At 66.3% G+C, this 11,799-nt stretch carries 12 protein-coding genes; 2 read left to right on the forward strand and 10 right to left on the reverse strand.

Annotated elements, in window-relative coordinates:
• The first annotated feature begins 16 nt into the window (after nt 1-16).
• Nucleotides 17-1,081, forward strand: coding sequence for a uroporphyrinogen decarboxylase (hemE, locus tag HNP46_RS24545; protein WP_184594196.1), 1,065 nt, complete (start codon nt 17-19; stop codon nt 1,079-1,081).
• Nucleotides 1,082-1,803: 722 nt separating this feature from the next.
• On the opposite strand, the gene gabP is transcribed toward hemE, so the two are convergent.
• Nucleotides 1,804-3,198, reverse strand: coding sequence for a GABA permease (gene gabP, locus HNP46_RS24550; RefSeq protein WP_184594198.1), 1,395 nt, complete (start codon nt 3,196-3,198; stop codon nt 1,804-1,806).
• A gap of 243 nt (nt 3,199-3,441) precedes the next feature.
• Nucleotides 3,442-4,773, reverse strand: a complete 1,332-nt coding sequence (locus HNP46_RS24555) for an MFS transporter (RefSeq protein ID WP_184594200.1) — start codon at nt 4,771-4,773, stop codon at nt 3,442-3,444.
• A 280-nt stretch (nt 4,774-5,053) separates the two neighbouring features.
• Here HNP46_RS24555 and HNP46_RS24560 point away from each other — a divergent pair, with 280 nt between their 5' ends.
• Nucleotides 5,054-5,947, forward strand: a complete 894-nt coding sequence (locus tag HNP46_RS24560; protein ID WP_184594202.1) for a LysR family transcriptional regulator — start codon at nt 5,054-5,056, stop codon at nt 5,945-5,947.
• A gap of 122 nt (nt 5,948-6,069) precedes the next feature.
• Here HNP46_RS24560 and HNP46_RS24565 read toward each other — a convergent pair whose 3' ends face one another.
• From HNP46_RS24565 to HNP46_RS24600, 8 genes are read right to left on the reverse strand one after another with little or no spacing between them, the layout of a single operon-like run.
• Complete coding sequence (locus HNP46_RS24565) at nt 6,070-6,510, reverse strand: excinuclease (RefSeq protein WP_184594204.1); 441 nt, start codon at nt 6,508-6,510, stop codon at nt 6,070-6,072.
• 26 nt (nt 6,511-6,536) lie between these two features.
• The gene (locus HNP46_RS24570; RefSeq protein ID WP_184594206.1) at nt 6,537-6,935 is read right to left on the reverse strand and encodes a hypothetical protein; all 399 of its coding nucleotides are present in this window, start codon (nt 6,933-6,935) and stop codon (nt 6,537-6,539) included.
• Between the two features lie 34 nt (nt 6,936-6,969).
• Entirely contained in the window at nt 6,970-8,196 is a 1,227-nt protein-coding gene (locus tag HNP46_RS24575) for a beta-ketoacyl-ACP synthase (protein ID WP_184594208.1), read from the reverse strand.
• The gene (gene fabG, locus HNP46_RS24580; protein WP_184594210.1) at nt 8,196-8,924 is read right to left on the reverse strand and encodes a 3-oxoacyl-ACP reductase FabG; all 729 of its coding nucleotides are present in this window, start codon (nt 8,922-8,924) and stop codon (nt 8,196-8,198) included. Before fabG ends, HNP46_RS24575 begins: the two co-directional genes overlap by 1 nt.
• Complete coding sequence (locus tag HNP46_RS24585; RefSeq protein ID WP_184594212.1) at nt 8,921-9,388, reverse strand: hotdog family protein; 468 nt, start codon at nt 9,386-9,388, stop codon at nt 8,921-8,923. Before HNP46_RS24585 ends, fabG begins: the two co-directional genes overlap by 4 nt.
• A complete protein-coding gene (locus HNP46_RS24590) occupies nt 9,385-10,593 on the reverse strand; it encodes a beta-ketoacyl-[acyl-carrier-protein] synthase family protein (RefSeq protein ID WP_184594214.1) in 1,209 nt (402 codons plus the stop codon). The genes HNP46_RS24585 and HNP46_RS24590 overlap by 4 nt, the downstream gene beginning before the upstream one ends.
• Entirely contained in the window at nt 10,590-11,072 is a 483-nt protein-coding gene (locus HNP46_RS24595; RefSeq protein WP_184594216.1) for a hypothetical protein, read from the reverse strand. Before HNP46_RS24595 ends, HNP46_RS24590 begins: the two co-directional genes overlap by 4 nt.
• 2 nt (nt 11,073-11,074) lie before the next feature.
• Nucleotides 11,075-11,797, reverse strand: coding sequence for a class I SAM-dependent methyltransferase (locus HNP46_RS24600; protein WP_184594218.1), 723 nt, complete (start codon nt 11,795-11,797; stop codon nt 11,075-11,077).
• Between the last annotated feature and the right edge of the window lie 2 nt (nt 11,798-11,799).

An 11,799-nucleotide genomic window follows, 5' to 3' on the forward strand; every position in this document is an offset into this window, starting at 1 on the left:
TTTTCCGGATGCCGTTATGACTGCCCTGAAGAACGATCGCTTCCTCCGCGCCCTGCTCAAGCAGCCCGTCGATGTCACCCCCGTCTGGATGATGCGCCAGGCCGGCCGCTACCTGCCGGAGTACCGCGCCACCCGCGCCAAGGCCGGTGACTTCATGAGCCTGTGCATGAACCCGCAGATGGCCTGCGAAGTGACCCTGCAGCCGCTGGACCGCTACCCGCAGCTGGACGCGGCGATCCTCTTCTCCGACATCCTCACCATTCCCGACGCCATGGGCCAGGGCCTGTACTTCGAGACCGGCGAAGGCCCGCGTTTCAAGAAGGTCGTGAGCAGCCTGGCCGACATCGAAGCCCTGCCGGTGCCCGATCCGGAGAAAGACCTGGGCTACGTGATGGACGCCGTGCGCACCATCCGCCGCGAGCTGAACGGCCGCGTGCCGCTGATCGGCTTCTCCGGCAGCCCCTGGACCCTGGCCACCTACATGGTCGAAGGCGGCTCCAGCCGTGACTTCCGCAAGACCAAGGCGATGCTCTACGGCAATCCGCAAGCCCTGCACGCGTTGCTGGACAAGCTGGCGCAGTCGGTCACCAGCTACCTGAATGGCCAGATCCTGGCGGGTGCGCAGGCGGTGCAGATCTTCGACTCCTGGGGCGGCGCGCTGTCGGCGGCGGCCTATCAGGAGTTCTCGCTGGCCTATATGCAGAAGATCGTCGATGGCCTGATCCGCGAGCACGAAGGGCGCCGCGTGCCGGTGATCCTCTTCACCAAGGGCGGCGGCCTGTGGCTTGAGTCCATGGCCAATACCGGCGCCGAGGCCCTCGGCCTGGACTGGACCTGCGACATCGGCAGCGCCCGTGCCCGCGTCGGCGACAAGGTGGCCCTGCAGGGCAACATGGACCCGGCAGTCCTCTACGCCAAGCCGGAGGCCATCCGCGCGGAAGTGGCGCGCATCCTTGGCGCCTTCGGCAACGGCAATGGGCATGTGTTCAACCTTGGCCACGGTGTCACTCCGGAGGTCGATCCGGCCCATGCCGGTGCCTTCTTCGAGGCGGTGCACGAGTTGTCGGCGCAGTATCACTGAGCCTGACTTTGCATCTGAAAAGCCCCGCGAATGCGGGGCTTTTTTGTACCTGGCCCAAATCTGGCTCCCTGGAGGAGCGGGTTTCTCCGCGATGCTCTTGCTTGTTGTTGGGTGTTTCTGCGTCGCTTCGGCGTGTGCGCGAAATCCGGGTTTCGCCCCCTCGGGCGACTCACTTTGGAAAGGCCCAAAGTAAGCAAAGGCCTTGCCCCTGCATCCGGTTTTTCGCCTAGGCGAAAAATTCCCTCGTTGAAGCGAAGTTTCAGGGGCCCGCCGCGAAGGGCCATCCCTGGCCCATCGCGGCTCTCGCGGCATCCATGCCGCTCAACCCCTGAAACTCCGCTTCAACGAGGCCTCCTGAAAGGGGCATTCCGGAGTGCGCGGGTATTTCTCTGGAAGACCTTAAGAGCCAGAGCCTGAGTGGGGCATTGGCTCTTCGTAGGAGCGAGCTTGCTCGCGAACCCCGCCCAACTCGACATATCACCGCGAGCCATGCCCGGGATCACGCGCATGGCGCGCTCCTACAGTGGGCTGGGTGCTTTCGTACTCCCTGAGGCATATCGCGGACAGAGTCCGCTCCTACGAAAGCTGGCTCGAGCGTAGGAGCGGACTCCGTCCGCGATCGGCCTGAATAACGCCGTACCCCGCCATGCAATAAAAAAAGCCCCGCTCAAGAGCGGGGCTTTTTCGTTCCCTCATGGAGCCTCAGGCCCCGTCAGGACGCATCAGGCGGCATCACCCACCAGGCCGGCTTCACGCTGGGCCTTGTGGCGGCGGCTGGAGACCAGCAGGCCGGAGCAGACCACCACGACGGTCAGCAGCGCGGTCGCGACGACCTCCATGCGGTGATCCGGGCGGATCATCATGATCACCAGGGCGCCGACGATGAAGATGATCACCGCCCAGGTCAGCCAGGGGAACAGCCACATCTTCAGCTTCAGCTGGTGACCCTGGGCGAGCAGCTTCTTGCGCATGCGCAGCTGCGACAGGGCGATCACCAGGTACACCAGCAGGGCAATGGCGCCGGAGCTGGCCAGCAGGAAGTTGAACACTTCGGCCGGGGCCAGGTAGTTGGCGAAGGTGCACAGGAAGGCCATGGCGGTGGACAGCAGCACGGCATAGATCGGCGTGCGGCTGACGCTGGTCACCTGGGCGATCTTCGGCGCGTCGCCGCGCTTGCTCAGCGAATACATCATGCGCGAGGCGGTGTAGAGCGCCGAGTTCAGGCAGCTGGTGACCGAAACGAGGACGATGATGTCGACGATCAGCTTGGCGTACGGGATATGCAGGTGTTCCAGCACGGTCTGGTAGGAGCCCATGCTCACCAGGCGCGGATCGTTCCATGGCACCAGGCAGACCACGATGAGGATCGACAGCAGGTAGAACAGCGCGATACGCCAGATCACCGAGTTGGTGGCGCGGGTGATCTGCTGCTCCGGGTCCTTGGACTCGGTGGCGGCGATGGTGACGATTTCCGAGCCCATGAAGGAGAACATGGTGGTCAGCAGCGCGGCGAGCACGGCGCCCCAGCCCTTGGGCAGGAAGCCTTCGCTGGTCAGGTGGCCGATGCCGGAGACTTCGCTGTTGGGCGAGAAGCCGAAGATGGCTGCGCAGCCCAGCACCAGGAAGGCGATGATCGAGACGACCTTGATCAGCGCCAGCCAGAACTCGAACTCACCATAGTTCTTCACGCTGAACAGGTTGGTCACGGTCAGCGCGGAGGTAATCACGAAGGCCAGCACCCAGATCGGCGCACCGGGGAACCAGGCGTGGATGATCGCGGCGGCGGCGTTGGCTTCCAGCGGGATCACCAGGACCCAGAACCACCAGTACAGCCAGCCGATGGTGAAACCGGCCCAGTGGCCGATGGAGCGGTCGGCGTAGGTGGAGAAGGAGCCGCTGTCCGGCTGCGCGACGGCCATTTCGGCCAGCATGCGCATCACCAGGACCACCAGCAGGCCGGCGACCAGATAGGAAATCATGACGGCCGGGCCGGCTTCGGCGATGGCGTGGCCGGAGCCTACGAACAGGCCCGCGCCAATGGCACCGGCGATCGAAAGCATCGTGACGTGACGATTTTGCAGGCCCTGGGAGAGCCCGGAAGAGGGGGTGCTGCTCATGCTTTACCTACAACTACGGAGGGAATTGCGTACTGCGGGAGTCGAGGTCCGTTTCAGGATTCCAACAAGTCGTTCGACATGTTGAACGCAAGGATCGCGCCACATCCTGTTACGACTTAAGTCGTAGGTTGGGAATTTATCTCACAACGCCCACCGAGCAGGCGTTGTCGGATCCGAGATTAATGTCTTTGTACGACCGTTCCACGTCGTTTTTAGGCATGCAGAAGATGATGTGTGTAGAAACTACCCATGCTTGTTGAGTGCGGGCAGGTCGCGCGGTAACACTGGCAGGCGCGCCAGGTGCAGCGCCACCAGCAGGCCGATGCCGAGCAGGCCGCTGATGAACAGGCCGACGCCGTTCCAGCCATAGTGATGCCAGAACACCCCGCCGGTGGTGCCCGCCACGCTGGAGCCCATGTAGTAGCTGAACAGGTACAGCGACGAGGCCTGCCCCTTCGCCTTCAAGGCGCGGCGACCGATCCAGCTGCTGGCCACCGAGTGCGCGCCGAAGAAGCCGAAGGTGAACACCAGCAGGCCGACCAGCACCACGGCCAGCGGTTGCAGCAGGGTGACCAGTACGCCGCCGAGCATCAGCGCGATCATCGCCCAGAGCACCCTGCGCCGGCCCAGCCTGTCGGCCAGCGAGCCCACCCAGGCCGAGCTGTAGATGCCCGACAGGTAGACCAGCGAGAGCACGCCGACGATGGCCTGGCTCAGGTGGTAGGGCTCGGCCAACAGGCGGTAGCCGATGTAGTTGAACAGGGTGACGAAGGCGCCCATCAGCACGAAGGCTTCAAGGAACAGCCAGGGCAGGCCGGCGTCGCGGAAGTGCCCGGTGAAGCCCTCGATGAGCCGGCGCGGCTTGAGGGGCGCCGGGCGGAAGTTCTTCGATTCGGGGAGGATACGCCAGAACAGCAGCGCCGCCGCCAGGGCCAGCACGCCCAGGGTGGCCAGCGCCACGTGCCAGTTCACATAGTCCACCAGTACGCCGCTGATCAGCCGGCCGCTCATGCCGCCGATGGCATTGCCGCCGATGTACAGCCCCATCGACAGGCCGATGTGCTGCGGGTGGATTTCCTCGGAGAGGTAGGTCATGCCCACCGCCGCCAGGCCGCTGAGCGACAGGCCGAGCAGCGCGCGCATGGCCAGCACGCCGTGCCAGGTCGGCATCAGCGAGCTGCCAATGGTGAACAGCGCGGCGAGCACCAGCGAGGCGACCATGATCGACTTGCGCCCGATGGCATCGGAGATCGGCCCGGTGACCAGCAGGCCGAAGGCCATGGTGATGGTCGAGATCGACAGCACCAGGCTGCTTTGCGCGGCGGTCAGGTCGAAGGCCTTGGACAGCACCGGCATCATCGGCTGTACGCAGTAGAGCAGGGCGAAGGTGGCGAAGCCGCCGGAGAACAGCGCAAGCGAGGTGCGCATGAATTCCGGGGTGCCTTTCTCGATGTAGGTTTCGATCTCTTCGACGGCGCGCACCACGTCGCCGTTGGCTTCGCGTGCGGCCTCCAGCAGCTCGGCCGGATCGTTCGCGGCGCTGCGCTGGGGTTCGCCAGACGTTTCGTCCGCCATGGAAGGTTCTTCCCGCAAAGCCCGCAGGGCAGGTTGACTCACGACACACCTCAGGTAGATGACAGCAGATGGCCTGGAATGGCGGCAAAGGTCCGCGCGGCCAGGCAAGGAGCAGGTTGGTAGTCGTTATTGGGCTTGTGTGGAAAGGATAAGGAGCGGGCTTTATTATTTCCAATATATTAATCGACATGTTTGAGTCGTTTTGCGAATCGTAGACGGAGTAGTCCCCGACGGGGCGTGACCGATCGCGGACGAAGTCCGCTCCTACACCGAGGGCACCATGGAACTCAGGCATCTGCGTTACTTCATCGCCGTGGCCGAGGAGCTGCACTTCGGCCGCGCCGCCGAGCAGCTGGGGATTTCCCAGCCGCCGTTGAGCCAGCAGATCCAGGCGCTGGAAGAAGAAATCGGCGCGCGCCTGCTGGAGCGCACCAACCGTCGGGTGGAGCTGACCGAGGCGGGGCGGTTGTTCCTCGACGAGGCGCGGCAGATTCTTCAGCGGGTGGAGCGCGCCACGCTGCTGGCGCGGCGTGCGCACCAGGGCGAGATCGGTGAACTGCGGGTCGGCTTCACCGCGTCTGCGCCGTTCACTTCCAGCATCCCGCGAGCCATCCTGGCGTTCCGCCAGGCCTACCCGGACGTGCACCTGGACCTGCAGGAGCTGAGCAGTGGCCAGGCCGTACAGGCGCTGCTGGAAGAGCGCGTGCAGGTCGGCCTGATCCGCCCGATTCCGTTGCCGGAAACCCTGGAAGCGGTGGAGCTGTTCAGCGAGCCGCTGGTGGCTGTGCTGCGCGCCGATCACCCGCTGGCCCAGGACAGCCAGGCCGGTATCGAACTGGCGGCGCTGGCAGAGGAACCCTTCGTGTTTTTTCCGCGCAGTTACGGCACCGGCCTGTACAGCCAACTGATGACGTTGTCGCGGCAGGCCGGCTTCAGCCCGCGCATCGCCCAGGAGGCGGGCGAGGCGATGACCATCATCGGCCTGGTGGCGGCGGGGCTGGGCGTGTCGATGCTGCCGGCGTCGTTCCGCCGCACGCGGGTGGACGGCGTGGTCTATCGCACCCTGAGCGATCCGGGCGCGACCAGCTCGGTGTGGCTGGTGCGGCGGCGCAACGAATCGTCACGCCTGGCGCAGTCGTTCTTCGACCTGGTGACCCAGCAAATCCAGGCCTGATGCCGCGCTCTCAATAGCGTAGGGCGCATAAAGCGGAACGCTTTATCCGCCGTTTCCCGATGACAGGACGGCGGATAACGCTTTAGGCGTTATGCGCCCTACGCGAGAGCGCACAGTCAGCTTTACTTGGCGTAATCCGCCTTCAGCGCAACCCCGGCGATGACCGCACCGGCGTGGCACTCGAACTGCTGGGCGTCCTTGTACTCGTTGCGCTTGTAGTAGCTGACGATGTTGGTCACGGCGGTGGCGCCGGCCTTCTTCGCCGAGTCCTGCAGGGTGATCAGCGCCGATTGCAGGGCCCAGCGGCAGGCTTCCTCGTCGCTCTTGTTGAAGGCGTTGGTCTTCTTGTTGGTGATCGCGCCGGACTGGATCACCTTGAGCTTGTCGCCGGCCGGGTTGCCGGCCAGGTAGAACTTCACGCTGCCGTCGAGCTTGCCGGTCTTCGTCGCTTCGGCGACGACTTCGTCGAAGGGCAGGTGCAGGGTGGTGTCGCGCGCCTGGCTGATGGCCGGGAAGGACGCGCAGAGAGCGAGGGCGAGGGCCCCGAGGGTCTTGCGTTGCATGGATCGACTCCTTGTCGATGGTGGGATCATGGGCTCGGCGGGGCGAGGTGCAGGTTCTGCAGGATCCGGTTGTTGAGGAGGGTGACCCACTTGTTGTAGTTGCGGTGGATCTGCCCGTCCTTCTCGTCCAGGCCGCTGCTGCTGCGCAGCTTGATGGAGTACTGCTGGCTGCTGTAGGGAATGCTGATCTCGGCGTGGTGACGCTCGCGCACGGTGATCTGCGCGTAGATCACGTTGCCGGCGTCCTGCTGCACGGTCCATTTCTGCTCGTCCAGCGCATCGCGGATGGCGGCCTGCACCTGCACCGAGGTGCGGTTGCTGTCCGCCGGCAGGCTCTGGTCGATGTTCTGCACCGGCTTGGTGGTGCAGCCGAGCGCCAGCGTGGTGGCCACGCACAGCAGCAGGCTGCGGATCAGTCGGGACATGGCTTGCTCTCCTTGCAGGGTCGTCGGGATGGGGTCAGCGCCAGCGCTTGAAGATCAGCGAGGTGTTGATGCCGCCGAAGGCGAAGTTGTTGTTCATCACGTACTCGTTGCTCATCGCGCGCGGCTCGCCGCGCAGGTAGTCGAGCTCGCCGCAGCGCGGGTCGATCTCGTCCAGGTTGAGGGTGTGCACGTAGCGGTCGCTGTTCATCATCTCGATGCTGAACCAGGACTCCAGCGCGCCGCACGCTCCCAGCGTGTGGCCGAGGAAACTCTTCTGCGAGCTGATCGGCATGCGGCTGCCGAACAGCTCGCTGGTGGCCAGGGTCTCGGCGATGTCGCCCTGCTCGGTGGCGGTGCCGTGACCGTTCACATAGCCGATGGCGTCGGCAGTGAGGCCGGCATCTTCCAGCGCCAGCTCCATCGCGCGGCGCATGGTCGACTGTTCCGGGCGGGTGGTGTGCTGGCCGTCGGCGTTGCTGCCGAAGCCGACGATCTCCGCGTGGATGTGCGCGCCGCGAGCGAGGGCGTGCTCCAGTTCTTCCAGCACCAGCATGCCGGCGCCTTCACCGATCACCAGGCCGTCGCGACCGCTGTCGTAGGGGCGCGGGGTGGTGTGCGGGGCGTCGTTCTTCAGGCTGGTGGCGTAGAGCGCGTCGAACACCATGGCCTCGGTCGGGCACAGCTCCTCGGCGCCACCGGCGAGCATCAGCGGCAGGCGGCCGAAGCGGATCGCCTCGTAGGCGTAGCCGATACCCTGGCTGCCACTGGTGCAGGCGCTGGAGGTGGGGATCACCCGGCCGGTCAGGCCGAAGAAGATGCTGATATTCGCCGCCGTGGTGTGCGGCATCATGCGCACGTAGGAGTTGGCGTTGAGGCCGTCGGCCACCGAGTTGAGCAGCATGTTACCGAACGCCTTGATCTCGTCGGTGCTGCCGGTGGACGAGCCGCAGGCCACGCCCATGCGACCGTCGCGGATCGACTCGTCGCCCAGCAGGCCGGCGTCGGCCAGCGCGCGCTCGGCGGCGCCAACGGACAAGCGCGAGACGCGGCCCATGCTGCGCAGCTGCTTGCGGGTCCAGTGCCTGGGCACCACGAAGTCCAGCACCGGGCCGGCCAGCCGGGTATTGAGTTCGGTGAAACGGTCCCACTCGTCCATGCGGCGGATGCCGCTCTGGCTGGCGCTGAAGTTCGCCTCGATGCTCGCCCAGTCCGAACCCAGGGAGGTGATGCCGGACATGCCGGTGATGACCACGCGCTTCATCAGCACAGCCCTCCGTTGACCGCCAGCACCTGGCGGGTGATGTAGCCGGCCTCGGCCGACATCAGGAAGTTCACCGCGCCGGCGACTTCTTCCGGGGTGCCCATGCGCTGGGCGGGGATCATCTTGAGGATTTCCTCCACCGGCACCTGCTCGTCGAGCATGGCGGTATCGATCAGTCCCGGCGCCACGCAGTTCACGGTGATCCTGCGTTTGCCCAGCTCGATGGCCAGCGCTTTGGCGGCGCCGATGACGCCGGCCTTGGAGGCGCTGTAGTTGACCTGGCCACGGTTGCCGATCAGCCCGGACACCGAAGTGATGCAGACGATGCGCCCCGGCTGGCGGCGGCGGATCATCGGCATGATCAGCGGGTGCAGGACGTTGTAGAAACCATCGAGGTTGGTGCGCAGCACCTGGTCCCAGTCCTCTTCGGTCAGCGCCGGGAAGGCGCCGTCGCGGGTCAGGCCGGCGTTGCACACCACGCCGTAATAGGCGCCGTGGGCTTCCACGTCGGCTTCGAGGATGGAGCGCGCGGCCTCGCGGTCGGCCACGTCGAACTGCAGCACGCGGGCATTGCGGCCCAGGGCCTGGATCTCGGCCTGCACGGCCTCGGCTTCGGCGCGGCCGCTGCGGCAGTGCAGCACGATGTCGTAACCGGCGTTGGCCAGGCGCAGGGCAATGGCGCGGCCGATGCCGCGGCTGGAGCCAGTTACCAGAATGGAGTCAGTCATACGCGGGGCTCATGTAAAGCAGGTTCTTGTAGGTAGCTCGCCACTTCCGGCGGACGGAACACGGTCAGGCGCGCCAGCGCCCTGATGCCCGGCCCTGTCAGGTGGCATTCGAAAACGCCCATGCCGTTGTCGTCCTGCAGGGTACGGATGGCATGGACGGTGAGTTCGGACCCGACGGGGAAGCTCGCCACGTCGCACTGGTACTGCCGGGTGCCGAGCAGGAAGCCCAGCTCCACCGGCTCGCCGCGCGAGCGTGCCTGGCAGCCGGCGTAGGCGGCGACGCTCTGCGCCATCAGCTCCACGCCGACCCAGGCCGGCAGGCTGCCGTCGGCCTCGTTGAACAGCCCGCCGGGGCGCACCGTCAGGCGCGTGCGGATGTCCTCGTCGCCGAACTCGAGGACCTCGTCGAGCAGGATCATGTCGCCCGCATGGGGCAGCAGCGAGGCGATCGGCCAGTCGATCATCGGGTCACTCCAGGGTCATTGCGCAGCTCGCCCAGGATCAGGCTGATGTTGTTGCCGCCGAAGGCGAACGAGTTGCTCATCAGGTAGCGCGGGCCGGCGGACGGCAGGCGCGGCGCGTCTTCGCCCACCAGTTGCAGCGCCGGCAGTTGCGGGTCGGCGATGCCGTCCCAGCGCTGCGGCGGCAGGCGCTTGTCCGGGTTGTGCTCGCCCAGCAGCAGCCAGCAGAACGCCGCTTCCAGCGCACCGGCGGCGCCGAGGGTATGCCCGGACAGCGGCTTGGTCGAAGAGCAGGGCACGCCGCCAGGAAACTCCGCGCTGACGGCGAGGCTCTCCATGGCGTCGTTGTGCTGTGTCGCGGTGCCGTGCAGATTCAGGTAGGCAATCTGGCTGGCTTGCACTTGCGCATCGGCCAGCGCCTTGCGCATCGCCTCGCGTGCGCCACGGCCTTCGGGTTCGGGGGCGGAAATATGGTGCGCGTCGGAGCTGGCGCCGCAGCCGAGCAGGGCCACTGCGCCGGGCTCGCGGGTCATCAGGAACAACGCGGCGCCCTCGCCGATGTTGATGCCGTGGCGGTTGGCCGAGAACGGCTTGCACAGCTCGTCGGAGACCGCTTCCAGCGCGCTGAAGCCGTTCAGCGTCAGCTCGCACAGGCTGTCCACGCCGCCGCACAGCACGGCATCGCAAAGCCCCAGATTGAGCAGCCGGCGTGCGCTCTGCAGGGCGCGGCCGCTGGAAGTGCAGGCGGTGGAAATCACGTAGGCGGGGCCGGCCAGCTCGTAGTGTCCGGCGAGGTACACCGCCGGGTCGGACAGCTCCTGGTGCGAATAGTGGAAGCCTTCGGGCAACTGGCCGTGCAGGCTGTGGTGGCGCACGCCCTGGGTGGTTTCCTGGATGCCCGAGGTGCTGGTGCCCAGCACCACCGCCACGCGCGCTGCGCCGTAGCGCTGGATGGCCGCGCGGATGGCCGGGTCGATCTGCGTGGCGGCCGCCAGCAGCAGGCGGTTGTTGCGGGTGTCGTGGCGCTTGTCGGGAATGGCAGCCAGGCGCGCCTTCACCGTGCCCACCGGCAGGCTCCGGCCCGGCACCCAGCCAGCCTGCACCTGCATGCCCGCCGACACGCCGGCCAGCAGCGCGGCGGCCACTTCGCGGCGGTCGTTGCCCAGGGCACAGATCAGGCCCAGCTGGTTGAGGTAGGTGGCGGTCATGGAGCGCTATCCAGGGGCGTCACGTGATAGTGGATGTCAGCGGATTGCAGGGTGAAATCCTGCGTCGAACGATAAGTGATCTCCCAGCGCTGTTGCAGTTCGCGGGTGGCGCCTTCCGTCTGGTAGTCCGCCGGCCGATAGCGCGCGGCGAGCTGGTCCGGCGGAGTGAGGGCGAACAGCAGCACGGCGAACAGCTCGCGCGCTTCCGGGTTGGGCGGCAGCAGACCGTCGTTGCTCCACTCGCCGTCACGCAGCAGCTGGCGCGACAGCGGGATGCCCAGCGGATCGATCAGCGACCAGCGCAGCGCCCCGCCTTCCTGCTGGATCACCAGCAGCCAGTCCTGCGACGCTCCGCCCTGTTCGCGCTGGATATGCAGCTGCAGCGGCGTCGCCAGCGGCGGCAATGCCGACGGCAGCGGCGCCTGCTGGGCGCAACCGGCCAGCAGCAGGACGAAGGCAAGACTCAGCCAGCGGATCATGCTCAGCGGCTCTCCAGGGGTTTGCGCACCACGGCGTTGACCAGGGTTTCCTCGCGCTGGCCGAACGGCTTGGCCTTGCGCAGGCCCCAGCGTTCCAGCAGGCCGAAGTCCCTGGCGCGGCTCCACCACAGGTAGGGGTAGGAGACGTTGCGTTCGCTGAACTCGAAGCCCTGCTCGCGGAGCATCTGCAGGTACTGCGCGGCGCTCTTCTGCACGTGCATCGGGTGGCGGAAGAACCAGCGGATCACCCAGGTATCGATGTACGCCTCGGTGGACTCGGCGAACAGCAGCAGGCCGCCGGGCTTGAGTACGCGCCAGAACTCTTCCAGCGCACGCTCCTGCTCCACCAGGTGGTGGAAGGTCTGGTGGCAGAACAGGATGTCGACGCTGGCCGAGGGCAGCATCAGGTCGGCGCAGTCGGCGCAGTTGAGTTCGACCTCGACGTTCTCCCGCGCCGCTTCCAGCGCCGAGCAGTCGAGGCTGTGCGGGTCGGCATCCAGGCCGATCAGGCGGCCGGGCTGGAAGGCATCGCGCAGCAGGCGGAACGAACGGCCCTGGCCGCAGCCGGCGTCCAGCAGCACGGGGTTGGCCGGGATGTCCCAGCTCACCAGGCGCTTGAGGTCGTTGATCGCCACGCGCAGCACGTGGTGCTGCCAGGTGTGGCTTTGCAGGAACCAGAAACCGAAGCGGGTTTCCTCGACGTAGGTGGAAGCGGGGCGGGTCATGA

This window comes from Pseudomonas nitroreducens (assembly GCF_014204515.1).
Lineage (GTDB): Bacteria > Pseudomonadota > Gammaproteobacteria > Pseudomonadales > Pseudomonadaceae > Pseudomonas > Pseudomonas nitritireducens_A.

Coding starts and splice junctions, on each gene's coding strand:
- HNP46_RS24585 (WP_184594212.1), bottom strand. CDS start 9,388: ATGATCGACTGGCCGATCGCCTCGCTGCTGCCCCATGCGGGCGACATG.
- HNP46_RS24575 (WP_184594208.1), bottom strand. CDS start 8,196: ATGAAGCGCGTGGTCATCACCGGCATGTCCGGCATCACCTCCCTGGGT.
- fabG (WP_184594210.1), bottom strand. CDS start 8,924: ATGACTGACTCCATTCTGGTAACTGGCTCCAGCCGCGGCATCGGCCGC.
- HNP46_RS24565 (WP_184594204.1), bottom strand. CDS start 6,510: ATGCAACGCAAGACCCTCGGGGCCCTCGCCCTCGCTCTCTGCGCGTCC.
- hemE (WP_184594196.1), top strand. CDS start 17: ATGACTGCCCTGAAGAACGATCGCTTCCTCCGCGCCCTGCTCAAGCAG.
- HNP46_RS24570 (WP_184594206.1), bottom strand. CDS start 6,935: ATGTCCCGACTGATCCGCAGCCTGCTGCTGTGCGTGGCCACCACGCTG.
- HNP46_RS24560 (WP_184594202.1), top strand. CDS start 5,054: ATGGAACTCAGGCATCTGCGTTACTTCATCGCCGTGGCCGAGGAGCTG.
- HNP46_RS24590 (WP_184594214.1), bottom strand. CDS start 10,593: ATGACCGCCACCTACCTCAACCAGCTGGGCCTGATCTGTGCCCTGGGC.
- HNP46_RS24555 (WP_184594200.1), bottom strand. CDS start 4,773: ATGGCGGACGAAACGTCTGGCGAACCCCAGCGCAGCGCCGCGAACGAT.
- gabP (WP_184594198.1), bottom strand. CDS start 3,198: ATGAGCAGCACCCCCTCTTCCGGGCTCTCCCAGGGCCTGCAAAATCGT.
- HNP46_RS24600 (WP_184594218.1), bottom strand. CDS start 11,797: ATGACCCGCCCCGCTTCCACCTACGTCGAGGAAACCCGCTTCGGTTTC.
- HNP46_RS24595 (WP_184594216.1), bottom strand. CDS start 11,072: ATGATCCGCTGGCTGAGTCTTGCCTTCGTCCTGCTGCTGGCCGGTTGC.